Here is a 25,809-nt window from a genome sequence, read left to right on the forward strand (position 1 = left end):
AACGGGCTCGAGATCGGTGCCCGCGAGGGTGCGGCAACGCCCTCAGGGATCGATGATCACCACGTCGTTGGCGTGGACGCGGCCGAGCACGACGCGGGCGCGCTCCTCGAGCAGGTCGCGGTCGATCTTCTCGGAGCGCAGGAGTTCGACGCGGTGCTCCCAGGTCGCCCGCTCGGAATTCGCGGCGGCGAGTTCCTGCCTGAGACCGAAGGCCTGGATCTTGAGCGCGCGTTTGGCCTCCATGCCGCGGTTGCCCGTCTCGGCCTGGACCAGGAAATAGCCGCCGACGAGCGCCGAGACCGTCCAGAGGACGGCGGGCACGACGACAGCTCTGACGCGGCGGCGGATGACCATGACGAGACCTTCGCCGCGTAGGGTGAAGAAAGCGTTTCACCGGAGCGTCACGCGTCGAGATCCTCGGTGATAGGGCGAACAGCCGAGCGATAAGAATGGAACAGAGCCGCGCTCGATGGGTGATCGAGAGCGAGAGAGTTACCCGCCCGGAACGCCTTGTAGCTCCGCCGTGCTCGCCAGAATCGTCTCCTGCAAGGCTGCCGCTACGACGTGATGACGGCCCGGGCCGAGTAGGACGAATTCCACCTCGCCGATCGCAGGCAATCCGGCCGCCTCCGGGATCGGTCTCAGGCCCGGCGGCATCACCCGGGCCGAGTGCGGCGCGATGCCCAGGCCGGCCTCGACGGCTGCGCGCAGCCCCATCAGGCTGCCGCTGGTGCACGCGATCCGCCAGGGTCGCCCAGCCGCGTCGAGGGCGTCGATGGCCAGTGTGCGGGTCATCGAGGGCGGCGGGTAGAGGACAAGCGGCAGCGGCTGCCCTGGATCCGGGACGAAGCCGGGCCGGGCCGCCCAGATCAGGTCCTCCGCCCAAGCGAGTTCGCCGCGTGGATCACCGCGCCGCCGCTTGCAGAAGATGACATCGAGTTCGCCGGCATCGTAGCCCTGGTAGAGCACGCGGCTGAGGCCCACCGTGAGCTGAAGATCGACCGAGGGGTGTCGGTCGGCGAAGCGCGCGAGCACCTGGGCCAGGGTCGAGAGGGTGTAGTCCTCGGAGACGCCGAGCCGGATGCTGCCGCGCAGGCCACTCGGCGAGAAGAAGGCCCGCAACCGGTCATGCGCCTCCAGCACGTCGCGGGCGAAGCCGATCATGGCCTGACCGTCCAGCGTGGGGGCAACCCGGTGGGTGTCCCGCATCAGCAGGGAGCGGCCGAGCGCCTGTTCCAGCCGCGCAATGTGTCCGCTCACGGTGGATTGCCGCACGCCGAGCGTATGGGCGGCCGCCGTGAAGCTGCTGCTTTCGACGACGGCCAGGAAGGAGCGGAGCAGCTCGACGTTCAGATTGCTCATCATGGTTCATGATAGCCGATATCCATACCGTCGGGGGCATGGCCGGCTTAGAGTCGAGGTCGAAGCTGTTTCGGAACACCTGCGCCAAGCCTCGCCGATGCCCCCTGCCGTTCTCATGGCCACGATCTTCGTCGGTGGCTTCGTCGCGATTCCGGTACTCGGGAGATGGGCTCGTCACGTGACGGAGGTGCTTGCCTTCCTGCTGGCGATCACCGTCGTCATGGTTGCGAGCATGTATCTCTGCAACCGGTGGCCGCAATACTACGCCAATCCACGCAATCCGGTCGCCGTGGCTGCGGCGCCGTCGGCCCACTAGGTCCGTGATGCGTCTTATGAGATCGTCGATCACAGGCGAGGGTACCGCGGTTGGCGCCGCGCTCTCCTTCGTCGCCGGCTTCGTTGATGCAGCGGCCTTCATCGCTCTGACGGGGCTGTTCACGGCTCATGTCACCGGAAACTTCGTGCTGATCGGTGCCGAGCTGATTGCGAGTTCTGCCGGAGTGCTGGCGAAGCTCCTCGCGCTGCCGGTCTTCATGGCGGCGGTGGCCGGCGCGCGCATCCTCGCACTCTTGTTGGAGCGACACGGTTTCAGCCCTCTGCCCTGGCTGCTTGCCTGCGAGGCGGCCCTCCTTGCCGGGTTCGGCCTGTGCGGCATCCTGTGGTCGCCGATCGGTTCGCCGGACGGTGCCGCTTCCATCACCATCGGCATGCTCGCAGTCGCAGCCATGGGCCTGCAGAACGCCATTGGGCGTCTCTCACTCGGCCATCTCGCGCCGACGACGGTGATGACCGTGAGCGTGAGTCAGGCCGTCATCGACGCCACGGACCTCGCCTTGAAGAAAGCCGCAAACCCCGCGCAAACCCGCGCGCGGCTGACCCGCGTGTTGCCGGCCATCGTGGCCTTCGCGGCAGGCGCCCTATGCGGTGCCTTCGGCATCGCCCATCTCGCCTTCGGCTCCATCACTCTTCCGATTATCGTGTTGATCGCCCTCATCTTTCTGGCAATGGCGCCGGCCGAGACAAACGTCCCGGCTTGAGCGGGTCTGCCCGATGCGGGTCGCGGGCCTCACGGCGAAGGGCAATCCCCAAACGATCGACGCCCACCTCGAGGAGGCGGGCGTCGCGGTGACGTGAGTTCTGGTGATCGTGCCGTCGCTCAGGAGCCGGCGAGCTGCTTGAGCGCGTCGCGGCCCGCGTAGCGCCCTTGCGCGCCCAGGCCTTCCTCGATGCGGATGAGCTGGTTGTACTTGGCCAACCGGTCGGAGCGGGCGAGCGAGCCGGTCTTGATCTGCCCGCAATTGGTGGCGACCGCGAGGTCGGCGATGGTGGAATCCTCGGTCTCGCCCGAGCGATGCGACATCACCGCGGTGTAGCCGGCGCGCTGAGCCATATCCACGGCAGCGAGCGTTTCCGTGAGCGATCCGATCTGGTTGACCTTCACCAGGATCGAGTTGGCGGTGCGCTCGCTGATCCCGCGCGACAGGCGCTCGACATTGGTTACGAACAGGTCGTCGCCGACGAGCTGCACGCGGTCGCCGATCGCCTGGGTCAGAAGGTTCCAGCCCTGCCAGTCGTCCTCCGACATGCCGTCCTCGATGGACAGGATCGGGTAAGTGCTGGCGAGCTTGGCGAGGTAGTCGACCTGCTGCTCGATGGAGCGGGTCTGGCCCTCGCCCTCGTAGCGATAGGCGCCGTCCTTGAAGAACTCGGTCGCCGCGCAGTCGAGCGCCAGCACGATGTCCTGGCCCGGCTTGAAGCCGGCGGCCTGGATCGACTCCATGACGAAGTCGAGGGCAGCCTCGGCAGAGGGCAGGTTCGGGGCGAAGCCGCCTTCGTCGCCGACATTGGTGTTGTGGCCGGCCTTCTTCAGCGCGCTCTTGAGCGTATGGAAGATCTCGGCACCCATGCGAACCGCCTCGCTGAGCGAGGAGGCGCCGACCGGCATCACCATGAATTCCTGGAAGTCGATCGGGTTGTCGGCATGCGCGCCGCCATTGACGATGTTCATCATCGGCACCGGCAGAACGCGGCCCTGCACGCCGCCGACATAGCGGTAGAGCGGCAGGCCGGCGGTCTCGGCCGCGGCCTTGGCCACCGCGAGCGACACGCCGAGAATGGCGTTGGCGCCGAGGCGCGACTTGTTGTGGGTGCCGTCGAGGTCGATCATCGCCTCGTCGATGGCGACCTGATCCTCGGCCTCCATGCCGCCGATCGCGTCGAGGATCTCGGTCTGCACCGCCTCGACCGCCTTCAGCACGCCCTTGCCCTTGAAGCGGCTCGCGTCACCGTCGCGCAGCTCGACCGCTTCGTGAGCGCCGGTCGAGGCGCCCGAGGGCACAGCGGCGCGGCCGAAGGAGCCGTCCTCCAGCAGCACGTCGACTTCAACGGTGGGGTTGCCGCGGCTGTCGAGGATCTCGCGGGCGGCGATGTTGGTGATCGCTGTCATGGACCATCCTTGCGTCGGCTGCCGCGAGAGGCCTGACCGGCAGCGGTCGGCGGGAGCGGCGTCATCTGCCGCGGCTTATCGGGCAAGGTGAAGCGCCGGGCAAGCGCCCCCGGGGGCTAAGATTTTTTCGGGGAGAGCGAACTATTCTTCTTCGTTTCGCCCCAGTCGCGCGTCTCCGGCCCTCTGCGGCATACCCGACGGGATGCGTCTTGCGTGGCCGGGCGCTATAGCGGGCGCCATGACCGACGATATCGCTGCGCATGCCCGCCAACTCGGACACTCGACGCCCCTGCCCGCCTCGCCCGAGGCAGCGCAGCTCGATCGCGTGCCGAACCCCCATCCCGATACGGACTATCTCGCCCGCTTCACGGCGCCGGAATTCACGTCGCTCTGCCCGGTCACCGGCCAGCCGGATTTCGCGACGCTGGTGATCGACTACGTACCGGGCGAGTGGCTCGTCGAATCGAAGTCGCTGAAGCTCTATCTCGGCTCGTTCCGCAACCACGGCGCCTTCCACGAGGATTGTACCGTGGGGATCGGCCGGCGCCTGGCGGAGCTTCTCGCGCCGCGCTGGCTGCGGATTGGTGGCTACTGGTACCCGCGCGGCGGCATTCCGATCGACGTGTTCTGGCAAACAGGCGCGCCGTTGGCATCCGTCTGGCTGCCGGACCAGGGCGTGCCTGCCTATCGCGGTCGCGGCTAGCGCAAGGGCTCGAAGGATCCGCTCACGAAAAAGGCGGCCGGTGAGAACCGGCCGCCTTTTCCAAAGACGACGAGTGCAGGCTTAGTAGCCGTAATCGTAGTAGCCGTAGGCCGGACGGCCGTAGTAGCGGTCGCGGTAATAGGCGTCGCGCGCAGCGCCGGCAGCGATCGCGCCAGCCGCGAGACCAGCGATACCCAGGCCGACGGCCGCGCCGGTGCCGATGCCGCCGCGGCGGTAGCCATGGCGATAGCCATATCCGCCGCCATGGTAGTGGCCGTAGCCGCGGCCAGGGCGCGCCTCGGCGGTCGCAGCCAGCATGGGAATGGTCGTGGCGACGACGGCCGTGATGATTGCAAGTTTACGCATAAGGTCCCTTCCCTCGTTGAAGCTCATTAGCGCCGATAACACTAAGGTTGCTTACAGGTTCCGAACTGCCGACCGAAATTTGAGTCAAATCAGCAGCTTGGACGGCTTGCTTCCGTCAAGTTAGGCCGGCCGACCTGAACCCCTCCTGAAAGCAGCACCAGGGTGACGATGCGCTCGCCGCCCGTCAGACGTCGGTGCGATGCTTCACAAGACGATCGAAGGCCTGCAGCTCGGCAAGCAGGGCCGGCATCGCCTTCAAGGGCACCATGTTCGGGCCGTCCGAGGGGGCGTTGTCGGGGTCCTCATGCGTCTCGATGAAAAGGCCGGCCACGCCGACCGCGACGGCGGCCCGGGCGAGCACGGGCACGAATTCCCGCTGCCCGCCCGAGGTGGCGCCCTGCCCTCCCGGCTGCTGCACGGAGTGGGTTGCGTCGAACACCACCGGTGCCCCGCCCGTCACCCGCGCCATGATCGGCAGCGAGCGCATGTCCGAGACCAGCGTGTTGTAGCCAAAGGAGGCGCCGCGCTCGGTGACGAGCACGTTCGGATTGCCGGCCGTCGTCACCTTGGCAGCGACATGCGCCATGTCCCAGGGCGCCAGGAACTGTCCCTTCTTCACGTTGACCACGCGGCCCGTGGCCGCCGCGGCGAGCAGCAGGTCGGTCTGGCGGCAGAGAAAGGCCGGGATCTGAAGCACGTCGACGACCTCCGCCGCGCGCGCGCATTGCTCGGCCTCGTGCACGTCGGTGAGAACCGGAAGGCCGAGCCGCTCCTTGATCTCGGAGAAGATCGGCAGGGCACCGTCCAGCCCGATCCCGCGTGCGGTGCTGCCGGAGGTGCGGTTCGCCTTGTCGAAGGACGACTTGAAGACGAGGCCGATCCCGAGTTGCTCGGCGATCTCCTTGAGTGCTGAGGCGACCTCGAAGGCGTGGTCCCGGCTCTCCAGCTGGCAGGGTCCGGCGATCAGCGCGAAGGGCAGGTGATTGGCGAAGGCGACGGTGCCGGCATGGACGACCGGGCCGGGTGCGGCGTGTTGAGACATGCCGCCGCTCTACCCCGCGACGGACAAAGCGGAAAGTCTGGCCTTGCGCCTCGGATGCGATCTCCGGTCCACGGCCAGACGGCAGAGGGCGCCGTCGGCCGACCCGTCGAGATGGTCACCCGGTTCGCAGCGCAAGACCGCGGCGCCGACCCGCCCGAATTGAGGCTCGCCCGAGAGCAAGGCAGCCTGATGCAGGTTCATGGCGAGGATCTCGACCCGCTCCGACGCGGCATGGGCGAGCGTCTTCGCTGCGAGCCCGATCAGCACGAAGTAGAAGCGCTGCGGCTCGCGCTCGCGAGAGCGGAACACCATCCGGCGCGGCGGGCCGCAATCGAGGCTCATCCGTTCGGCGTCGGCGGCGCGGAAGACCACCAAGTGTCCGGTGCGGCCGGCGAGCGAAGCCCCGGTGCCCCGGATCATCTGGGCCGTCAGCGCATCGCAGCCATCGGCCCGCGCCGATGTGGCGATGAAGAGGCACAGGGCGAGACTGCTGACGAGGGCACGACACATCATGACGGTCGGTCTATCCGGCCGACGGGGTCCTGGCGAGACGGGATCAGTTCACGGAAGCCGTGGAATCCGGGTCCGGTTGGGCCGCCTGACAAGCCTCCCGCTCGTGGGAACGGAGCACGCGGCGCAAGCGCAGGGGCTGCTCGCCAGAGCCGTCGCTGATGGTCCCGGCGAGCACGTCGGCCGCCGCAATCCCCTGGAAGTGCAGCAGGCCGTCCGCGCTCTCCACCGTGAAGGAGATCTGCTGGGTGGTGTCGTCGATGGAGAGCCTGTCGGCGGGGATCTGAGCGGTTTTGGCGCCGGAGGCTGCCTCGTAGAGCACGCCGTTTCCGTTCGGCGAGCGCTTCAAGGTCACGCGCCGGCCTTCGAGCCGCCCGGCACTCGGATTGGTGCAGAGATTGGCATAAACGAAGGTTCCCGTCAGCCAGACCGGCTTGGCCGCGGCGCCGAGCGGCATGATGGCAGGCAGCGCGAGAAGGGAGGCCAGGAGGAGGGTTGCAGAACGCATCGCGAGGCCTTTCCGGTCGGCACGTCGTCTCGGGAGGCGCCATGCAGGATTCAGGCAAGTTTGCTGCGGACCTGCCCGAGCATCGACTCGGGCCGAGTCCGTATCGCACCGGCCCTTTGCTGATTGATGTCGCGCCGCCGATCGTGACGGGCACCGCCGCTTGGCGAGGGCCTTAACCGCCAGCCTTCCAGGCCTTGCGCCCCTGCTCGTCGAGCGCCCTGAACTCCTCGTCGTCGAGGCGGAGATTCGCGCCCTGGACGTTCTGCGCGAGATGCTCGGGATCGCCTGTTCCCGGGATCGGCAGCATGACCGGCGAGCGCTTGAGCAGCCAGGCCAGGGCGACGGCACCCTCGCTGGCGCCACGCTTGCCCGCGATCTCGGCGAGCACCGAGCCCTTCTGGGCTAGCGTTCCCTTGTCGAGCGGTGCCCAAGGAATGAAGCCGATGCCGTGCCGTTCGCAATGGTCGAGCACCGCCTCGCTGGTGCGGTCGACGAGATTGAAGCGGTTCTGCACGGTGGCGACGGGAAAGAATTTACGGGCCGCCTCGATCTCTTCGACCGAGACCTCGCTCAGGCCCACATGGCGGATGAGCCCCTCCTCCCGCATCGCCGCGATCGCCTCGAACTGGCGCTCGCGCGGAACATCGGGGCCGATCCGGTGGAGCTGCCAGAGGTCGATGCGCTCGATCTTGAGCCGCCGCAAGCTCATCAGGACGCATTGGCGCAGATAGTCTGGGTTGCCGACGGGTTGCCAGATATCGGGCCCATGGCGGGTCAGGCCGCCCTTGGTGGCGACGACCAGGCCGTCATAGGGATGGAGGGCCTCACGGATCAGGTCCTCGCTGACGAAGGGGCCGTAGCTGTCGGCTGTGTCGATCAGGTCGATGCCGAGTTCGGGCACGCGCTTCAGCGTGGCAATCGCCTTCGCCCGGTCCGCGGGCTCACCCCAGATGCCGCTGCCCGTGATGCGCATGGCACCGAAACCGAGCCGATGAACCGTCAGGTCTCCGCCGATGGCGAAGGTGCCGGAAGCGTGAGCTGTCGTCATGCTGCATCCTTGTCGAGCGTGAGCATGAAAGCCGATGTGGGAAGATGGGTCGTCCCGGCCAGCGCTTTGCGGTGGGATCGAGCCATGCTGCCAGGACAAGGGTGTTGGACCGGGCTAGGTTCCTATCTTGGTCAGTGGGAGCCGTGTCGCGCTCCGCAGAGGATTCAGTTGGCTCGATGAGTTCGGGGCATAAACGGGACGGCGATCCGGTTGCCGAGGAGCCTCTCGAGCTCAGCGACCGGCAGTTCGCGGCGGTCGCCAAGGCCCTCTCCGACCCGCGTCGCTTCGGCATCCTGAGTGAGATCGCGGCCTCCGAGGGCGCCCTTCCCTGTTGCGCGCTGAGCGATGCCGACAAGGTCAGTGCGGCCACGATCTCGCACCACATCAAGGAACTCGAGACGTCAGGTTTGATCGCCACCGTGCGGAATGGCCGGTTCGTCGAATTGGTGTTCCAGCGCACAACGCTCGTCGCTTATATGCGACGGCTGTCCCGCTCGCTCGCACCCGGCTCTTGAAGCGGGACTTGGCGCTCAACACTTCGACGCTTGTCTAAACGTCTAAGTATCGGAGATCGCCATGAGCAAGCTCGAAGGAAAAGTCGCCGTCGTCACCGGGGCATCGAAGGGAATCGGAGCCGAAATCGCGAAGGCCCTGGCGCGCGAGGGCGCGGCCGTGGCCGTGAACTATGCGACGAGCCGGGAGGGGGCCGATGCGGTCGTTGCCGCGATCACGGCGGCCGGCGGCAAGGCCATCGCGGTCCAGGGCAGCGTCGCGAAGTCTGCCGACGTCGAGCGGTTCTTCGCCGAGGCCAAGGACAGGCTCGGCCCGGTCGACATCCTGGTCAACAATGCCGGCGTCTATGCCTTCTCGAAGATCGAGGACTTCTCGGAGGATGAGTACCGGCGCCAGTACGACACGAACGTGCTCGGCGTATTCCTCGCGACCAAGGCGGCCGTCGCGCAGTTCGGCGAACGCGGCGGCAGCATCATCAACATCAGCTCGACCGTCACGCGCTTTTGGGTGCCGGAAGCGGCGATCTATTCCGGGACCAAGGGAGCCGTCGATGCGATCACGCGCGTGCACGCCAAAGAGCTCGGGCCGCGCAAGATCCGCGTGAACGCGATCAATCCCGGTCTGATCGTCACCGAAGGGGTCGAAGCCGCGGGATTTGCCGGCGGCGACTTCGAGCGCAGCATCATCGATGACACGCCGCTCGGACGCTCGGGCCGACCGGACGATATCGCCCCTGTCGCCGTCTTCCTGGCATCCGATGATGCGCGCTGGGTGACCGGCGAGATCCTCTATGTCTCGGGCGGCATGTAGCGCCTTCCTCGACGAAAAAGCCGGCTCTTGCGAGCCGGCATAGTCGAGGGGATCTGAGGGAGGAATGCCGGCACGGGAAGACGTCCGTGCCGGTAGAGAGCGGCCGGAACTCAGCCGCTTTTCGAGAGCGAGACCGCGACGAAGCGGGTCACGCCCTTCGAATTCTTGACGCGCATCAGCACCGCCTTGCGCCCATTGGACTCTGCCGCCTTGATCTGCGCGGCAACGTCGGAGGGGGTCGAAACGCTGGTTCCGGCGACGTCCAGGATCACGTCGCCCTGCTCGATGCCCTTGGCGGCGGCGGGACCCTCGGGATCGACCCGCACCACGGCAACCCCGCTCGTACCGAGACCGACGGCGTCTGCCGGTGCCAGCCCCAGGCCGAGCCGCGGCTGGCCGTCGTTTGAGAAGCCGTCGTCGTCGCTGTTGCGAGCGTTCTTCAGGTCGGTCGGCAATGTGCCGAGCTCAACGGTGGCGGTGTCGGACTTGCCATTGCGGAGATAGGCGAGCTCGACCTTTGTACCGGGCTTGAGACCGGCGATCTTGCGCGACAGCTCCTTGGCGTCGTCGATCGTCTTGCCGTCGACCTTCTCGATCACGTCACCCGTCTTGAGACCGGCCTTGGCGGCAGGCGTGCCGGCTTCTGTGGAGTTCACCAGCGCGCCCTTTGCCTTGTCGAGGCCGAGGCTGTCGGCGATGTCCTTGGTGACCGGCTGGATCTGCACGCCGAGATAGCCGCGCACCACCTTGCCGTCGGTCTTCAGCTGTTCGACCACCGCCTGCACGGTCTCGGCAGGGATCGCGAAGGCGAGACCGACGCTGCCGCCCGAGGGCGAGGCGATGGCGGTGTTCACGCCCACGACCTCACCATTGACGTTGAAGTCAGGGCCACCCGAGTTGCCCTTGTTGATCGGCGCATCGATCTGAAGGAAATCATCGTAGGGGCCGGCGCCGATGTCGCGGCCGCGGGCCGAGACGATGCCCGCCGTCACCGTGCCGCCGAGACCGAAGGGATTGCCGATCGCCACCACCCAATCGCCAACCTGCGGCGCGGACTTGCCGAACTGGACGTAGGGATAGGTTCCGGAATCCTTGATCTTCAGCAGGGCGACGTCGGTTTTCGGGTCGGTGCCGATCACCTTGGCGTCGAGGGTGCGGGTGTCGTCGAGCGTCACCTGAACCGACTTGGCGCGGCTCACGACGTGGTTGTTGGTCACGACGTAGCCGTCGACCGAAATGATGAAGCCGGAGCCGACCGCGCCGCGCTCGCTGTGGCGCTGCGGCGAGCCGTTCGGCCCGCCCTGCCCGAAGCGCTTGAAGAACTCGCGCAGTTGCGGCGGGACCTGCTGCAGGTTCGGCTGGCCAGGGCCACCCTCGCCGTCGTCGTCGGCGCTGTCGTCGAGCTTCACCTTCACGGCGACGACGGCGGGCTTTACCTTGTTGACGATGCCGGCAAACGAGCCGGGCGGATGCTCGGGCGCCTCGATCGGCGTCTTCGGCAGGGCTTGGGCCAGTGCACTTGTCGCGGGGGCGAACGATCCGACGCCGGCCGCGCTGCCTGCGGCGAGCGCGGCCACGGCGACGGATGCGAGGGCACGGCGGCGGAAGGTCGATGTCATGGAACACTCCGGGAAAGGTCGTGCTGCCGTCGTTGCCGACGCAGCGTTGTCCCGGTGATATCGACGGTTGCCTGACCCGCTCGTGGCGCCGGCATTACAGTTTCGTCATGCAGCCGCATCCGCCGATGCAGCAGGAGGGGTGCAGCGTTCAACGGCCGCGCAGCGGGCCGGCAGGTTGGTTCCAGCCATCGAAGGTTACAAATCCTGCCCTCGTTTCGCGTGGGAAAGCGGCCTCGAACTGGTTTTCGAGAGTACCTATCTCACGCCCGCCAAGCTTCGACCGCCGATCGGTGTCGGAGCGCCCAGCACCTGACGGACAGATTGGAGATCTCGTTGAAGCCGCTCCTCGCCTCCACACTCGCCCTCGCCCTGCTCGGCGGGCTCGCTCAGGCCCAGAGCCCCGCCACCCGCGATCCGGCTCAGATCCCCGCGGGCCACTACGCTGTCGATGCGGGCCACACCCAGGTCGGCTGGCGTGTGTCGCATATGGGCTTCTCGAACTACGCGGGCAGCTTCTCGGAGGTGTCGGGCACGCTCGAGCTGCAACCGAAGGACCCGGCCGCCGCGAAGCTGTCCGTGAAGATCCCGGTCGCGTCCGTGGCCACCACCAGCGAGAAGCTCACCGGCGAGCTGAAGGGCGACAAGTGGCTCGATGCCGCCAAGTACCCCGACATGACCTTCGTCTCGACCAAGGTGGTGCCGGTCGGACAGGACAAGGCCAAGGTAACCGGCGACCTGACGCTCCACGGCGTGACCAAGCCGGTGACGCTCGACGTGACGCTCGTCGGCGCGGGCACCAATCCGCTCAGCAAGAAGGTCAATGTCGGCTTCGAGGCGACCGGAACGCTCAAGCGGTCCGAGTTCGGTGTGAAGACATATCTGCCGCTGATCGGCGACGACCTGCACCTCGTGATCGCCGGCGCCTTCGAGCGCCAGGACTGATCGGCGGCCGGTCAACTCGGCCGCAGGCACCCAGGTTTCCGCACGCCATGGCGTGCGTGCTCGCGCCGATCATGATCGGCGCGAGCACAGCCCATTGGGATGGCGGCCTCCCGAGGAATCGGTCGATCTCAGAACGAACCGAACTTGTAGTTGATGCCGGCGCGCACCACGGCGAACTCGGTGTCCTGGCGGCGGATCGAGCCGGCGAACAGAGTGCCGTCGCCGCCCGCCAGGCTGGCCACGGTTCCGTTGGGACGGATCGCGAAGCCACCGGCATTGCGGTTGCCGCCGCGATCCATGTCCACGTAGAGGCCCTCGAGCTTCAGCGTGACGGCCGAAGAGTTGAAGACGTTCAGGAAGGTATTGGTCGGCAGGGCATACTCGACGCCGCCGCCGACGGCGTAGCCGGTCTGGAAGTCGCTGGTCGAGGAATTCGGCAGGCCGAAGTCGCGGCCACCGCCGGCACCGTAGGCGAAGCCGGCGGTGCCATAGACGAGCGTGCGGTCGAACGCGTAGCCGACGCGGCCGCGCACCGTGCCGAAGAAATCGAGCCCGGACAGCCCGTTCGGATTGAAAAAGGTCACGCCCGGGGCCGCCGCCGTTCCGGGGCCCGGGAGGGCGTTGTTCCGGTTGCGGCCGAAATCCGCGTACTGCGCATCGGCCTCGATGCCGACCACGATGCCCGAGCCCGGCGTGAACTGGTAGTTGTAGCCGATCTGACCACCGCCGACGAAGCCGCTGTTGTCACTGCGGTTGCTAAAAGCAACAGCCCCAGCCGACCCCCCGAAAGGTGCGACGCTGGAGACGAGCAGACCGCTGGCGGCGGTCGTGCCGATGACCGTCGCCGGCTGGTCGCCCTGCGTGCCGAAGCCGTAGCCGGCGTTGAGGCCTGCATAGAAGCCCGTCCAGGTGAAGACCGGCAGCGGCGAGTACATCTCCGGTGCGGCCGCACGGCGCGGAAGGTCTGCGGCCGAAGCGACGGCCGTCAGGCCGGCGAGGACGGTCGAGGCGAGGAGCAGCTTTTTCATCAGACGAAAGGTCCTGGATTGGCGAAAGCCAGTGGGCTTCGAGCCCCGGTCCTGTGAGAAGGCTTGTCGCGTTCCTGCAACAATTCGCTCAGATGCCGCCGACTTCATCAAAGAAAGGTAAAGCTTACCCAGCCGCTGCCGCGGAGCTTTTTCAAATGTGTCATTGCGCACATAGACTGGCTGGGAAAGTCATCCAGCCGGGCATGGATATGAATGTTAAAGCTGTTCTCGGCTCTCCCATGGCATCATCCATCAATCATTCGGAAACCATAAAATCCAAGCCGCGATACTCGACGGCCGCCAGGTGTACCGGAAGGAGGAAAGCGTGCCCCCTTCCTCCGTTAGCCAGTGTTAACCGCGTTCATCGATGATGTGCGGCGCGATCCCTCCCCGGTGGTCGCCTTTGGTGACCACTCCATGTCGCTTGATCCCTCCGAAACTCCTCGCCCGCATGGCCTACTCACTGCGACGGCTATCGCTGCGCTCGTCATGGGGATCGGCGGCTTCGGGCTCGCCCATCGCCTCGCCCAGTCACTGGAGCATCAGAAGCGTCAGGCTGCCGCCTTGCCACCGGGCATCGTCGAGCCGGAGGTGACCGGCGCCATTGGTCCGGCGGCCCGCAGCATCATAATTGACCCTTGCGTCGCCAGGGAGCGGCTGCTCGTTCGCGGCCCCTGAGTCAGACGCGGCCGGTGAGATCCGGCGCGCGAAGATTGACAAGCCTGGGCAAGCCTCTAAACGTCGCGCACGCTCGCACTCCCGGCGGGGCGAGGATGGTGCGTGGCCGAAGCGACGGCTGCGGTATAGGACCGGACGCTTCCGCCGCTACGCGAGTTCGACCGACCCGAACAGGGATGCGCGAACCATTGTCGTGCATCCCTGTTCGGGTTTCTACGATTTCGCATCATTCGCTCGTGCGGGCGGCCGCCGCGACGCACCGTTGATGCCGAAGACCTCGCGCGGATGGTCTCCCAACGATCATGTCTTTTGCCGATCTCGGACTGAGCGACAAGGTCCTCCAGGCCGTCGCCGCTGCCGGATACACTGAGCCGACGCCGATCCAGGCCAACGCGATCCCGCATGTACTTGCCCGCCGCGATGTGCTCGGCATCGCTCAGACCGGTACCGGCAAGACGGCGGCCTTCACGCTGCCGATGCTGACCATGCTGGAATCGGGTCGTGCGCGGGCTCGCATGCCGCGCACGCTCATCCTCGAACCGACCCGCGAACTCGCGGCGCAGGTCGTCGAGAACTTTGAGCGCTATGGCACCAACCACAAGCTCAACGTCGCCCTGATCATCGGCGGCGTCTCCTTCGCCGACCAGGATGCTAAGCTGATGCGCGGCACCGACGTGCTGATCGCGACGCCCGGCAGGCTGCTCGATCATTTCGAGCGCGGCAAGCTGCTGCTGACCGGCGTCGAACTGCTCGTCATCGACGAAGCCGACCGCATGCTCGATATGGGCTTCATCCCCGACATCGAGCGCATCGTGAAAATGGTGCCTTTCACGCGCCAGACGCTGTTCTTCTCGGCGACGATGCCGCCGGAGATCGAGCGGTTGGCCGACATGTTCCTGTCGAACCCGCAGCGCGTAGAGGTCAGCCGTCCGGCCTCGGCCGCTACGACGATCGAGCAGAAGCTCGTCGCAACGAGTTCCGAGGCGGCCGTAAAGCGCGACACCCTGCGCAAGCTGATCCGGGCCGCGGACGAACTGAAGAATGGCATCGTGTTCTGCAACCGCAAGCGCGACGTCGCGCTGCTGCAGCGTTCGCTGGCCAAGCACGGTTTCTCCGTCGCGGCGCTTCACGGCGATATGGACCAGCGTGCCCGGATGCAGGCGCTGGATGGCTTCCGCTCGGGCGAGGTGCCGCTGCTCGTCGCCTCCGACGTTGCGGCGCGCGGCCTCGACATCCCGGCCGTGAGCCACGTCTTCAATTTCGACATCCCACACCACGCCGAGGACTACGTCCACCGCATCGGCCGCACCGGCCGTGCCGGCCGCGCAGGTCACGCCTTCACCCTGGTGGCGCGTGGCGACGAACGCTCACTCTCGGCGATCGAGAGCCTGATCGGCCAACCCATTCCTTGGCTCGACGGCGACCTCGGGTCGCTTTCCGGTGACGAGGGCGAGTCGGAGGAAAGCCGCCCGCGCCGTCGCGGCGGTCGCAAGGAGTCCGCACGCGGCGAAGCGCGCGCCGAAGGCGGACGACGTGTCCGCGGCCGGCGCTCGGCATCCGACGAGAAGGCGGCAGAGCCGTTGCCGTCATCCGAGCCGCGCGCCGAGGCGCCAAGGCGGTCTTCCGAGCGGCCTTCGCATGAGCGTGCGCGCGAGAGTCGCCGGCCGGGGCATCGGCACGACGACGACGGCGATACGCCGCTGGGTCTGGGCGAGCATGTGCCGGCTTTCCTGATGCGCCCCGTGAAGCTCAAGAAGGGCTGATAGGGCCGCCTCAACGGCCTCCGAGCCACGGCCTCTCGGTCGGTGGCTTAACTCGGCGTCCACCAGCTGTCGTCCATCATGACGTCGAGGCAGGTTGGATCGGTCTGATGAACGGCGCGAGTCACGAGGATCGCGAGCGGAGTTTCGTCATCGCGCAGCGCGCGAACGAGCTGATGCGCGACTACGGCTCGTCGGCTAGCCCGCGCGCCTACGCGATCTGGTACACCTACGTTTCGTGGCGCCTGCCCCCAATGAACGAGGCCATCAAGCGCCTGACCTCGAAGAGCGCGACCCTGTCTGATGGCGACATCGACAAACTCTACGAGGCCTATATCGACGGCCGGAACGTCGAGGGCGAGCTGGATCGACACAATGCGGGCCTGATCTCCGAGGTACAGAACATCATGGAGATGATCGACCTGTCGCTCGGATCGACTGCGCAGTACGGCGCTTCGCTCCAGGCCATCTCCAAAGACCTCCACAACACCACGCCGAACCGGCTGAAGGACATCGTCGCGACGCTAATCGCGAACACGCGGGACGTTGCAGCGAGCAACAAGACGCTCGAGGCGCATATGCGCGAGAGCCGTCGAGAGATCGAAGGCCTCCGCGAAACGCTCGCCGCAGCCCGTCTCGAGAGCCTGACCGACCGCCTAACGGGCCTGTCGAACCGTAAGCATTTCGAGGAGGCGTTGAACAAGGAGTTCGAAGAGGGCGACAAGTCCCTCCGTCCGACAAGTTTGATTCTGATCGACATCGACTTCTTCAAGCGGTTCAACGACCAGTTTGGCCATTTGACCGGCGACCAGGTGCTGCGGCTTGTGGCGATGGTCATGCGCGAGACCGTATTGTCGCGCGGTGCGACGCTTTCACGCTTTGGAGGCGAGGAATTCGCGATTTTGCTGCCCGGCTCCAGCCGGGAGGCCGCCCGCACCGTGGCTGAAGCCGTGCGCACCACCATCATCGGCCGCGAACTCGTGAAGCGCTCTACGGGCGAGTCGCTCGGGAAGGTCACGATCTCGCTCGGTGTCGCGCAGCGGCGCTCGAACGACAGCGTCGTGTCCTTCATGGAGCGCGCGGATGCCTGCCTCTACGCGGCCAAGCGCTCGGGCCGGAACAAGACCATGGACGACACCGAGGTCGAAGAGTTTTCGCACGTCGCCTGACGCCCAGCGCGGCTTGCCGGCCGCGCGTTGTCCGTCACTCAGGCCGTGGCGCCCGCTGCCGCGAGCCGATCCGGCGTCGCCGGCGTGATCGCGATGGACTCGCCGCAGCCGCAGGCCGAGGTCTGGTTCGGATTGTTGAACACGAACTGGGACGACAGCTTGTCGGTCTTGAAGTCCATTTCTGTGCCGAGCAGGAAAAGTACCGCCTTGGGATCAATGAAGACCGTGACGCCGCGGTCCTCGACCATGTCCTCGCCGGGCTTTCGCTCCTCGGCATATTCCATCGTGTAGGCCATGCCGGCGCAGCCGCCGTTGCGCACGCCGACCCTTAGACCGGCAATCGGCTTGTCCGCATCCGCCATGATCGTCTTGAGCCGGTCTGCGGCACGGTCCGTCAGCGTGATGACTTTGAAACCTGACATCGTTCTCTCCTGCGGCCGGGTTCAAGGCCCGGGCGGGTGAGGGGGTACGCTTTCAAGATAGGGATTGGACCTTAACCGGTCCACTGCATGCAATCGTGCGGATGAGCCCCGCGCAAACCGCGGCTCACCACATATCCAGCGCGACGCGGGCTTCGTCGGACATGCGGCTCTGATCCCAGGGCGGATCGAACACCATGGTCACGGCGCAGGACTGGACGCCCGGCACCTTCGTGACAGCATCCTCGACCCAACCCGGCATCTCACCGGCTACCGGGCAGCCCGGGGCGGTCAGCGTCATGTCGATAGCGACCTTGCGGTCGTCGGCGATGTCGACTTTGTAGATCAGTCCGAGCTCGTAGATGTCGGCCGGGATCTCCGGATCATAGACGGATTTCAGCGCTACGACGATGTCGTCGGTCAGCCGGTCGAGCTCTTCCGGCGGAATCGCGGAGGCCGCCGCGACGGTCGGGGCATTGGAGCCGCCGGTGATGGTGGCGTCGGTGCTCATGTGTCACTCCTCCGGTACGGCTCGGGGCCGCGACGGAAACTCCGAAAAACTCAGGCGAACATCATCTCGGCCTTGGCCAGGGCCTCGGCGAGCGTGTCGATCTCGGCCTTCGTATTATACAGACCGAACGAGGCGCGACAGGTGGAGGTCACGCCGAAGCGGTTGAGGAGAGGCATCGCGCAATGCGTCCCGGCGCGTACCGCGACGCCCTGCCGGTCGATGATCGTGGCGACGTCGTGGGCGTGAGCCCCTTTCATCTCGAAGGCGACGACGCCGCCCTTATCCCGCGCAGTGCCGATCAAGCGCACCGAATTCATCGCGCCGAGCCGCTCCTGAGCATAAGTCGTCAGGGCCTCTTCATGGGCAGCGATTGCCTCGCGGCCTACGCCCATCATGAATTCCAGAGCCGCGCCAAGGCCCACTGCCTCGATGATCGCCGGCGTGCCAGCCTCGAAGCGATGGGGCGGGTCATTGTAGGTGATGGTGTCCTGCGTGACCGTGCGGATCATCTCGCCGCCGCCCTGGTAGGGAGGCAGGCGGTCGAGCCACTCCTTCTTGCCGTAGAGCACGCCGATCCCGGTCGGTCCGTAGACCTTGTGCCCGGTGAAGACGAAGAAGTCGCAATCGAGCGCCCTCACGTCGATGGTGCGGTGGACCGCACTCTGTGCGCCGTCGAGCAGCACCGGCACGTTGTGGGCGTGGGCGATGCGGATAATGTCCTCGGCCGGCGTCACCGTGCCGAGCACGTTCGACATGTGAGTGATCGCGACCATCTTGGTGCGCGGGGAGAAGAGCTTCTCGTATTCCTCAACGAGGAAGTTGCCCTCGTCGTCGACCGGCGCCCACTTGATCACCGCCCCATAACGCTCCCGCAGAAAGTGCCAGGGTACGATGTTGGAATGGTGCTCCATGATCGAGAGGATGATCTCATCCCCCTCCCCGATCAGCCCAGCCCGGTGCATCGACGACGCGACGAGGTTGTAGGCCTCGGTCGCGTTGCGCGTGAAAATGATCTCGTCTGGCGAGGCCGCGTTGAGGAACTGCCGCGTGGTCTCGCGCGCACCCTCGAAACCCTCTGTGGCGGCGTTGGCCATGTAGTGCAGCCCGCGATGCACGTTGGCATAGGCGCCCTCCATGCAGCCGACCATGGCGTCGATCACAGCCTTCGGCTTCTGGGCCGAGGCGGCATTGTCGAGATAGACCAGGGGCTTGCCGTAGACCTGCTTGGACAAGATCGGGAATTCCTTGCGGATTTCCGCGACGTCGTAGCTGGGGTGGCGCAGTGGGGCGTTCATCGGGTCGACCTCGAACCTTCGGTCTTCGAAAACCTCGCTCCTCGAAGCCACTCCCTCGTCCTGAGGTGCCGAAGCGAAGCGAAGGCCTCGAAGAAGGCCTTCAGACGTCTCGGCGATCCCTAGAGCCTCCCTTCGAAGCCCGCGGCGCGGGCATCTCAGGATGAGGTTCTTAGATGGGATCGCCTTTCTCGCACGGGTCTAGCCCCGCGCCCTCAGCCAAGCCTCGACCTCGCCGATCAGCGCATCCCGGGCACCCTCATGCGTGACCGATTCCAGTGCTTCGCCGATGAAGGCCTGGACGAGCAGGCTTTCGGCGATGGGCTTCGGCAGGCCGCGGGCCATAAGGTAGAACAGGAGTTCCTCGTCAGGCGCGCCGCAGGTGGCACCGTGGCCGCAGGCGACATCGTCGGCGAAGATCTCGAGCTCCGGCTTGTTCATCATCTGCCCCTCATCGGTGAGGAGCAAGCAATCCGACTTCATCTTGCCGTCGGTCTGCTGCGCGATCTGGCGGACGATGATCTTGCCCTGGAACACGCCAGTGGCATCGCCGTCGATCACCGTCTTGAACTGCTCGCGGCTCACCCCACCGACGGCGGCGTGGTCGGCGAGAAGCGTCGAGTCGGCGAGTTGCCCGTCGCCGAGCATGGCCGCGCCGTTGACGATGGCGTTGGCGTTCTCACCGGCGAAATGCAGGTAGATCTGGTGACGCGACAGCGCACCGCCGAAGACGAGGTTCACGCTTTCCAAGTTCGCCTCGGCGCCGAGCCGGGCCGCGATGGTCGAGAGCGCGATCGCCTTGTCGCCTTCCCGGTTGAGCCGGGTGTGGCGCAGGGTGGCCTTGTCGGCGATGACCGCATCCACGGCGTCGTTCGGCTGGTAGGCGAGCCCGTTCGGGCCCTCATGGGTCTCGAAGAGCGAGAACTCGGCGCCCTCGCCCACCGACACCAGCACGCGTGTGGCCGTGGAAAACGCCGTCGCTCCCGTGCCGACGAAGCGCAGATGGACCGGCGTCTCGACCTTGGCACCGGCTGCGACTGAGATCAGCGCGCCATCGGCCAGGAAAGCCGTGTTGAGCTGGTAGATCGGGTTCTCGCGGGTCTGTTCGACCGGGCCGAGCGCCTTCAGGAGCGGGTTGCCCTTGGTCAGCGCCTCCGTCAGCGGCGTCACGGTGACACCCTCCGGCAGCGAGCCGAGATCCGAGAGTGCGTCGACGAGGTGGCCGTTGACGAAGGTCAGGCGCACGGCCTCGACACCGGCAAACGCTTTTGCCGAAGCAACAGTGGACTTGGCGGTCTCGGCCGAGGGTACTTCTGCCGGATGCGCGGCCTCTACGATCGCGGCGCGCAGGTCCGTGTACTTGAAGGCCTCGACGCGGCGGCTCGGCAGGCCGGTCGCCTCGAAGAACTTGAAGGCCTCCTCGCGCGAGATCTTCTCCTCGGTGGCGAAGCTCTTGCGAGCAGCTTCGAACAGGTTCGAGAGCCCTGTTTCGGCGGAGGTGCGCAGGTTGGTAATGTCGGCCATTACGCGGCCTCGCTGCGGTAATCGGCGTAGCCCGACTGCTCGAGTTCGAGCGCCAGCTCCTTGCCGCCGGTCTTCACGATCTGGCCCTTCGACATGACGTGCACGGTGTCGGGCACGATGTGGTTCAGGAGCCGCTGGTAGTGCGTGATGACGAGGAAGGAGCGGCCCTTCTCGCGCAGCGCGTTCACGCCCTCGGAGACAATGCGCAGCGCATCGATGTCGAGGCCGGAATCGGTCTCGTCGAGGACGCAGAACTTCGGCTCCAGGAGCGCCATCTGCAGGATCTCCATGCGCTTCTTCTCGCCGCCGGAGAAACCGACATTGAGGGCGCGCTTGAGCATCTCCTTGTTGATCTCGAGCTTGTCTGCGGCAGCGTTGACCTTGCGGATGAAGTCCGGGGTCGAGATTTCACCTTCCTCGCGAGCACGGCGCTGCGCGTTGATGCACGCCTTGAGAAAGGTCATTGTGCCGACGCCAGCGATCTCCAGCGGGTACTGGAAGGCCAGGAACAGGCCGGCCGCGGCGCGCTCGTCCGGTGCCATCTCAAGCACGTTCACGCCGTCGAGCAGGATCTCGCCATCGAGGACCTCGTAGTCCTCCTTGCCGGCGATGACGTAGGAGAGCGTCGACTTGCCGGAGCCGTTCGGGCCCATGATCGCAGCGACCTCGCCGTCGTTCACGGTGAGGTTCAGGCCGTTGAGGATCTGGTTGTCCTCGATCTTCACGACGAGGTTCTTGATTTCGAGCATGCTGGGGTCGTCCTAGTTGGGAACGGCAGCCGGACCCCACCGCGAGGCAGTAGGGTCGGCGCCGACGTTGAGCATTCTTGTTTGGGCGGGCCTCAGCCCACCGAGCCTTCGAGGCTGATCGAGATCAGCTTCTGCGCCTCGACAGCGAACTCCATCGGCAGCTGCTGCAGCACGTCGCGGACGAAGCCGTTGACGATGAGAGCGGTCGCCTCCTCCTCGGAGAGCCCGCGCTGCTGGCAGTAGAACTTCTGGTCCTCGGAAATCTTCGAGGTGGTGGCCTCGTGCTCGAAGACAGCCGAGGCGTTCTTCGACTCGATGTAGGGCACGGTATGCGCGCCGCACTGATCGCCGATCAGCAGGGAGTCGCAGTTCGTGAAGTTGCGCGCGCCCTTGGCCTTCTTGTGCGCCGAGACGAGGCCCCGGTAGGTGTTCTGCGAACGACCGGCCGAGATGCCCTTCGAGATGATCCGGCTGGTGGTGTTCTTGCCGAGGTGGATCATCTTGGTGCCGGAATCGACCTGCTGCATGCCATTCGACACAGCGATCGAGTAGAATTCGCCACGGCTGTCATCGCCGCGCAGGATGCATGACGGGTACTTCCAGGTGATGGCCGATCCGGTCTCAACCTGGGTCCAGGAGATCTTGGAGCGGGCGCCGCGGCAATCTCCGCGCTTCGTCACGAAGTTGTAGATGCCACCCTTGCCCTCGTTGTCGCCCGGGTACCAGTTCTGGACCGTCGAGTACTTGATCTCGGCGTCGTCCAGGGCGACGAGTTCGACCACCGCCGCGTGAAGCTGGTTGTCGTCGCGCTTCGGGGCCGTGCAGCCCTCGAGATACGAGACATAGGAGCCCTTGTCGGCGATGATGAGCGTGCGCTCGAACTGGCCGGTATCGCGCTCATTGATGCGGAAATAGGTCGACAGCTCCATCGGGCAGCGCACGCCCGGCGGGATGTAGACGAACGAGCCGTCTGAGAAGACTGCCGAATTCAGCGTCGCGAAAAAGTTATCGGTCACCGGCACGACCGAGCCGAGATACTTCTTCACCAGCTCGGGATGCTCCTTCACCGCCTCAGAGATCGGCATGAAGATCACACCGGCCTTGGCGAGCTCCTTTTTGAAGGTGGTAGCCACCGACACGGAGTCGAACACAGCGTCGACGGCGACACGGCGCTCGGGGGCGATGCCCTCCAGCACCTCGACCTCACGCAGCGGGATACCGAGTTTCTCGTAGGTCTTCAGGATCTCGGGATCGATCTCGTCGAGCGATTCCGGGCTCTTCCGCTTGGGCGCGGCATAGTAATAGAGGTTGTTGTAGTCGATCGTGTCGTACTCGACGCGTGCCCAGGCCGGCTCCTTCATGGTGAGCCAGCGACGATAGGCATCGAGGCGCCATTCGAGCAGCCATTCCGGCTCGCCCTTCTTGGCGGAGATGAAGCGCACGATGTCCTCGGAGAGGCCCTTCTCGGACTTCTCCATCTCGATCACGGTCTCGAAGCCGTACTTGTACTGATCGAGATCAATCGAGCGGACGCGATCGATGGTTTCCTGCACTGCAGGCATTCAACGTCTCCTGACGACGCCGGCCCATATGGCTGGCGCATTTGCGAGATGACGGTGGAAGGTGGCACTCATGCCGCCTGCCCTCGTCGCTGATATAGGGATTGGACGGCCCGTTCGAAGGCCATGAGAAAGCGGGTCATGTCCTCATCCCGCGAATTCCAACCAAAACTGACGCGTAGCGCCCCCGCAGCGAGTGCAGGGCTCACGCCCATGGCCGCGAGCGTGGCCGACCGCGCGACCTTTCCGGACGAGCAGGCCGAACCGGATGAGACTGCAACGCCGGCGAGATCGAAGGCGATCAGCGTCGTGGCGGCGTCCAGGCCGGGCACAGCGAAGCTGAGGGTGTTCGGGAGGCGCGGCGCACTTTTACCGAAGATAACCGCATCGGGCGCGAGCGCCAGCACCCGCGCCTCGAGCGTATCGCGAAAGCCTGCGAGCCGCGTCCCCTCAGCGTCGAGATCGGTCAGCGCGTGCCGGGCGGCCTCACCCATGCCGACGATACCCGACAGGTTCTCGGTCCCGCAGCGCAGGCGCGACTCCTGCCCGCCACCGCGAATGAACGCGCCCTCCAGAGTAACGCCGCGGCCAACCGCGAGGGCACCGACGCCCTTGGGCGCCGCGAATTTGTGGCCGGACAGAGTGAGCGCATCAAGGCCGAGCGCTGCCATGTCCAGGTGGATCTTGCCAATGGCCTGCACGGCGTCGCTGTGCACCAGCGCCCTACCATGCTCGCGGGCGAGCGCGATGATTTCGGCAAGCGGCTGAACCGCGCCGGTCTCGTTGTTGGCCGCGTGAACCGAGATCAGCAGGCTCTCTCCAGCAAGAGCCGTAAGACGCTCGCGAAGCACGTCAAGCCGCAGGATGCCCGATGGGTCGACCGGCAAAACCTCGACCGCCTCATCCGTGAAACGATGGCCGGTCGCTACACAGGAATGCTCGGTGGCGGAGATCAGCAGTCGAGTCGGCGCGGGCTGGCCCACACGCCGCAGAGCGCCGGAGAGCACGGTATTGGCGGCCTCGGTGCCGCCGCTGGTGAAAGTAACTTGCGCCGGCCGGGTGCCGACGAGGGCGGCGACGGAGTCGCGCGCGGTATCGAGCATGATGCGGGCAGCGCGGCCCTCCGCATGGATCGAAGACGGGTTTCCAGGGACCATCAGAGCGCGCGCGACCGCCTGCGCCACGACCGGACGCACCGGAGCCGTAGCGTTGTAGTCGAGGTAACTGCGTGTTGCTCCGTTCATGCCCTTTTAGATCTCGATGGCTCGAATTCGTCGCGCCTGTTCGACCGATGCTCGAAATTCTTGCTTTCGCCCCCCGTCACCGTGCTAAGGCGCTGCCACGCAACATCTGCAACGACGGGGCCGCTCAAAGCGGCTTATTGTTTAGAATGCTTCTAATCGCCTAGAATTATTCTAAGCCGCTTGTACGGTGATGGCGGAGCGAGTCAAGGCGTTGCGAAATACGTCTGTATCGCGATCCCCGCCGACTCGTGCCGAGCGGAGGCGATCGGATGCTCCGCCCGAGGACATCATGCCCGAAGTCATCTTCACCGGTCCGGCCGGTCGCCTTGAGGGTCGCTACCAGGCGCCCAAGAAGAAGGGCGCTCCGATCGCGATCATCCTGCATCCGCACCCGCAGTTCGGGGGCACGATGAACAACCAGATCGTCTATAACCTGTTCTATACGTTCGCCAATCGCGGTTTCGCGGCCTTGCGTTTCAACTTCCGCGGTGTCGGCCGCAGCCAGGGAGCCTTCGACCACGGTTCGGGCGAATTGTCGGATGCGGCCTCGGCCTTGGATTGGGTGCAGTCGGTCAATCCGGAGGCCAAGGCCTGCTGGATCGCCGGCGTGTCCTTCGGCTCCTGGATCGGCATGCAGCTGTTGATGCGCCGCCCCGAGATCGAGGGTTTCATCTCGATCGCCGCCATGGCCAACCGCTACGACTTCACTTTCCTCGCCCCTTGCCCCTCCTCCGGCCTATTCGTGCACGGCTCCGAGGACCGCGTGGCCCCGGCCCGCGAGGTCATGCCGGTGATCGAGAAGGTGAAGGTCCAGAAGGGCGTCATCATCGAGCACCAGATGGTCGAGGGCGCCAATCACTTCTTCGATGGCAAGGTCGATGAGCTGACGCAGACGGTAGACGCCTATCTCGACAAGCGACTGGGGCCGGCAAAGGCAGCCTGAACCGCTGCGCCACCCCGTCCCACTTGGGAGCGGGAATGGCGCTTGCGCCTACAGCATCGTCGCCACAGCGGCGCGCTGATGCGCCGCCTTTCCCCATCCCTCCTAGAAGCCCGTCTGCTCGTGAGCTTCGCGATCAGCCACCGTTCAGTGTCGGACTGGGGTGGTATAGCGGGTGCCGATGCCCTCGGACGCGAAGGTCGCGATCGCCGTCATGACCGGCTTTTGCGAGGGCTCCCAGGCCGAAGTGTCGGCATCGGTGAAGACGATTCATTCGTTCGGCACGACACCGAGGCAAATCCCGCAATTGGGAAACTCGGTGCCGTCCCATCCTCGCGTCACGACGAGACCCGGCCCGGCGGGACGCTGTCAGACTCAACTCCGACCGTGGTCCCCGGCGCCGGCGTGAACCACTGCTTCAGCAGCTACGGCTCGGTCCGAAGGCAAAAGAGTGCGGCCGGACACGCCGCGATCAACCGCGTGAGCACGAGGTTGCGTTCCGCGTTGTCAGCGGCGTCGGTTACGGTGATGCCTCGGCCGAAGAGGCCTGGAAGGCCCGCTCAAGGCTTCGGCTGGTTGAAAGCCCAGAGCACGCCGAACGGGTCGCGGGCTTGCCCATAAAGGTCACCCCAGAACATCTCGGAGACAGGCATGACCGGCGTGCAGCCGGCATCAATGGCGCGTTGCCACCAGGCGTGAATGTCATCGACCTGCAGGGTCATGGTGACGCCGCGCGGTGCCTCAACCGGGTGGCCGTATTCCGGGAAGGGATCCGCCAGCATCACGGATGAGCCATTGATGTGCAGGTGCACGTGCATCGTCCGCCCCTTGTCGTCGGGCGGGATGGCAAAGGCGGTTTCCGCGGCGAAGGCGCGGCCGTAGAACTCGGCGGCTTCAGTCGCCCTCGGGATCGAGAGGTAAGCAACGACACCGCCCTTGGTGATGCCCTTGGGCGGGATGGTGTTCAGTGTCTCGTCGGTCATCTCAGGGCTCCTCTCGGACGGGCTTGCCAGCTCCGTCATGAAGACGAACGAAGCGCAGCCTTTCCGACAGCCTCCTGCGATTCT

The 25,809-nt window shown here is 65.8% G+C and carries 28 protein-coding genes; 10 read left to right on the forward strand and 18 right to left on the reverse strand.

The annotated features are described in order from the left end of the window. Positions 1–42: 42 nt before the first annotated feature. Complete coding sequence (locus MGN01_RS15620) at positions 43–354, reverse strand: FtsB family cell division protein (protein WP_147047755.1); 312 nt, start codon at positions 352–354, stop codon at positions 43–45. 138 nt (positions 355–492) lie between these two features. Continuing rightward, positions 493–1,362: a LysR substrate-binding domain-containing protein gene (locus MGN01_RS15625; RefSeq protein ID WP_147047794.1), complete on the reverse strand. Its 870-nt coding sequence runs from the start codon at positions 1,360–1,362 to the stop codon at positions 493–495. A gap of 97 nt (positions 1,363–1,459) precedes the next feature. Here MGN01_RS15625 and MGN01_RS15630 point away from each other — a divergent pair, with 97 nt between their 5' ends. After that, positions 1,460–1,678 carry a hypothetical protein gene (locus tag MGN01_RS15630; RefSeq protein WP_147047756.1) on the forward strand — a complete coding sequence of 73 codons (219 nt, stop codon included), beginning with the start codon at positions 1,460–1,462 and terminating at the stop codon, positions 1,676–1,678. Between the two features lie 16 nt (positions 1,679–1,694). Then, the gene (locus MGN01_RS15635) at positions 1,695–2,399 is read left to right on the forward strand and encodes a YoaK family protein (RefSeq protein WP_147047757.1); all 705 of its coding nucleotides are present in this window, start codon (positions 1,695–1,697) and stop codon (positions 2,397–2,399) included. A 119-nt stretch (positions 2,400–2,518) separates the two neighbouring features. Here the strand turns inward: MGN01_RS15635 and eno are convergent, their stop codons facing one another. Next, positions 2,519–3,808 (reverse strand): phosphopyruvate hydratase, encoded by a 1,290-nt coding sequence (gene eno / locus MGN01_RS15640; RefSeq protein WP_147047758.1) that lies wholly within the window; start codon positions 3,806–3,808, stop codon positions 2,519–2,521. A gap of 238 nt (positions 3,809–4,046) precedes the next feature. Here eno and queF point away from each other — a divergent pair, with 238 nt between their 5' ends. Next, positions 4,047–4,511, forward strand: a complete 465-nt coding sequence (queF, locus tag MGN01_RS15645; protein WP_147047759.1) for a preQ(1) synthase — start codon at positions 4,047–4,049, stop codon at positions 4,509–4,511. A gap of 81 nt (positions 4,512–4,592) precedes the next feature. On the opposite strand, the gene MGN01_RS15650 is transcribed toward queF, so the two are convergent. From MGN01_RS15650 to MGN01_RS15670, 5 genes are all read right to left on the reverse strand, one after another. Continuing rightward, positions 4,593–4,877: a hypothetical protein gene (locus MGN01_RS15650; RefSeq protein ID WP_147047760.1), complete on the reverse strand. Its 285-nt coding sequence runs from the start codon at positions 4,875–4,877 to the stop codon at positions 4,593–4,595. A 184-nt stretch (positions 4,878–5,061) separates the two neighbouring features. After that, entirely contained in the window at positions 5,062–5,919 is an 858-nt protein-coding gene (gene kdsA, locus MGN01_RS15655) for a 3-deoxy-8-phosphooctulonate synthase (RefSeq protein ID WP_147047761.1), read from the reverse strand. Positions 5,920–5,928: 9 nt separating this feature from the next. Further along, positions 5,929–6,432 carry a hypothetical protein gene (locus MGN01_RS15660; protein ID WP_147047762.1) on the reverse strand — a complete coding sequence of 168 codons (504 nt, stop codon included), beginning with the start codon at positions 6,430–6,432 and terminating at the stop codon, positions 5,929–5,931. A 43-nt stretch (positions 6,433–6,475) separates the two neighbouring features. Continuing rightward, positions 6,476–6,937 (reverse strand): hypothetical protein, encoded by a 462-nt coding sequence (locus tag MGN01_RS15665; protein ID WP_147047763.1) that lies wholly within the window; start codon positions 6,935–6,937, stop codon positions 6,476–6,478. Between the two features lie 172 nt (positions 6,938–7,109). After that, positions 7,110–7,985 carry an aldo/keto reductase gene (locus MGN01_RS15670; protein WP_147047764.1) on the reverse strand — a complete coding sequence of 292 codons (876 nt, stop codon included), beginning with the start codon at positions 7,983–7,985 and terminating at the stop codon, positions 7,110–7,112. 176 nt (positions 7,986–8,161) lie between these two features. Between MGN01_RS15670 and MGN01_RS15675 the strand changes: the two genes are divergently transcribed. Then, entirely contained in the window at positions 8,162–8,500 is a 339-nt protein-coding gene (locus MGN01_RS15675) for an ArsR/SmtB family transcription factor (RefSeq protein ID WP_147047765.1), read from the forward strand. Between the two features lie 61 nt (positions 8,501–8,561). Continuing rightward, positions 8,562–9,308, forward strand: coding sequence for an SDR family NAD(P)-dependent oxidoreductase (locus MGN01_RS15680; RefSeq protein WP_147047766.1), 747 nt, complete (start codon positions 8,562–8,564; stop codon positions 9,306–9,308). A 110-nt stretch (positions 9,309–9,418) separates the two neighbouring features. Here the strand turns inward: MGN01_RS15680 and MGN01_RS15685 are convergent, their stop codons facing one another. Beyond that, positions 9,419–10,927 carry a Do family serine endopeptidase gene (locus tag MGN01_RS15685; protein ID WP_147047767.1) on the reverse strand — a complete coding sequence of 503 codons (1,509 nt, stop codon included), beginning with the start codon at positions 10,925–10,927 and terminating at the stop codon, positions 9,419–9,421. Between the two features lie 333 nt (positions 10,928–11,260). Between MGN01_RS15685 and MGN01_RS15690 the strand changes: the two genes are divergently transcribed. Next, positions 11,261–11,869 (forward strand): YceI family protein, encoded by a 609-nt coding sequence (locus MGN01_RS15690; RefSeq protein ID WP_147047768.1) that lies wholly within the window; start codon positions 11,261–11,263, stop codon positions 11,867–11,869. Positions 11,870–11,997: 128 nt separating this feature from the next. On the opposite strand, the gene MGN01_RS15695 is transcribed toward MGN01_RS15690, so the two are convergent. Then, entirely contained in the window at positions 11,998–12,897 is a 900-nt protein-coding gene (locus tag MGN01_RS15695) for an outer membrane protein (RefSeq protein WP_147047769.1), read from the reverse strand. 417 nt (positions 12,898–13,314) lie between these two features. Here MGN01_RS15695 and MGN01_RS15700 point away from each other — a divergent pair, with 417 nt between their 5' ends. The 3 genes from MGN01_RS15700 to MGN01_RS15710 all read left to right on the forward strand — a co-directional run bounded on the left by MGN01_RS15700 (position 13,315) and on the right by MGN01_RS15710 (position 16,504). Continuing rightward, positions 13,315–13,575, forward strand: coding sequence for a hypothetical protein (locus MGN01_RS15700; protein ID WP_147047770.1), 261 nt, complete (start codon positions 13,315–13,317; stop codon positions 13,573–13,575). Between the two features lie 302 nt (positions 13,576–13,877). Next, the gene (locus MGN01_RS15705) at positions 13,878–15,338 is read left to right on the forward strand and encodes a DEAD/DEAH box helicase (protein ID WP_147047771.1); all 1,461 of its coding nucleotides are present in this window, start codon (positions 13,878–13,880) and stop codon (positions 15,336–15,338) included. Between the two features lie 107 nt (positions 15,339–15,445). Further along, positions 15,446–16,504, forward strand: a complete 1,059-nt coding sequence (locus MGN01_RS15710) for a GGDEF domain-containing protein (protein ID WP_147047772.1) — start codon at positions 15,446–15,448, stop codon at positions 16,502–16,504. 38 nt (positions 16,505–16,542) lie between these two features. Here the strand turns inward: MGN01_RS15710 and MGN01_RS15715 are convergent, their stop codons facing one another. The 7 genes from MGN01_RS15715 to MGN01_RS15745 form a co-directional block, all read right to left on the reverse strand. Then, entirely contained in the window at positions 16,543–16,926 is a 384-nt protein-coding gene (locus MGN01_RS15715; protein WP_147047773.1) for a HesB/IscA family protein, read from the reverse strand. Positions 16,927–17,050: 124 nt separating this feature from the next. After that, positions 17,051–17,434 (reverse strand): SUF system Fe-S cluster assembly protein, encoded by a 384-nt coding sequence (locus tag MGN01_RS15720; RefSeq protein WP_147047774.1) that lies wholly within the window; start codon positions 17,432–17,434, stop codon positions 17,051–17,053. Positions 17,435–17,484: 50 nt separating this feature from the next. After that, entirely contained in the window at positions 17,485–18,729 is a 1,245-nt protein-coding gene (locus tag MGN01_RS15725; RefSeq protein WP_147047775.1) for a cysteine desulfurase, read from the reverse strand. Positions 18,730–18,927: 198 nt separating this feature from the next. Continuing rightward, on the reverse strand, positions 18,928–20,250 hold the full coding sequence (locus tag MGN01_RS15730; RefSeq protein WP_147047776.1) for a SufB/SufD family protein: 1,323 nt from the start codon (positions 20,248–20,250) through the stop codon (positions 18,928–18,930). Further along, the gene (gene sufC / locus MGN01_RS15735; RefSeq protein WP_147047777.1) at positions 20,250–20,999 is read right to left on the reverse strand and encodes a Fe-S cluster assembly ATPase SufC; all 750 of its coding nucleotides are present in this window, start codon (positions 20,997–20,999) and stop codon (positions 20,250–20,252) included. The genes MGN01_RS15730 and sufC overlap by 1 nt, the downstream gene beginning before the upstream one ends. A gap of 92 nt (positions 21,000–21,091) precedes the next feature. Then, on the reverse strand, positions 21,092–22,561 hold the full coding sequence (gene sufB, locus MGN01_RS15740) for a Fe-S cluster assembly protein SufB (protein ID WP_147047778.1): 1,470 nt from the start codon (positions 22,559–22,561) through the stop codon (positions 21,092–21,094). A gap of 68 nt (positions 22,562–22,629) precedes the next feature. Beyond that, entirely contained in the window at positions 22,630–23,802 is a 1,173-nt protein-coding gene (locus MGN01_RS15745; RefSeq protein WP_147047779.1) for a cysteine desulfurase family protein, read from the reverse strand. Positions 23,803–24,091: 289 nt separating this feature from the next. On the opposite strand from MGN01_RS15745, the gene MGN01_RS15750 reads away from it, so the two are divergent. Next, positions 24,092–24,745: an alpha/beta hydrolase gene (locus MGN01_RS15750; RefSeq protein WP_147047780.1), complete on the forward strand. Its 654-nt coding sequence runs from the start codon at positions 24,092–24,094 to the stop codon at positions 24,743–24,745. A 557-nt stretch (positions 24,746–25,302) separates the two neighbouring features. On the opposite strand, the gene MGN01_RS15760 is transcribed toward MGN01_RS15750, so the two are convergent. Further along, positions 25,303–25,725, reverse strand: a complete 423-nt coding sequence (locus MGN01_RS15760) for a VOC family protein (RefSeq protein ID WP_147047781.1) — start codon at positions 25,723–25,725, stop codon at positions 25,303–25,305. Positions 25,726–25,809: the final 84 nt, after the last annotated feature.

This window comes from Methylobacterium gnaphalii (genome assembly GCF_007992215.1).
Lineage (GTDB): Bacteria > Pseudomonadota > Alphaproteobacteria > Rhizobiales > Beijerinckiaceae > Methylobacterium > Methylobacterium gnaphalii.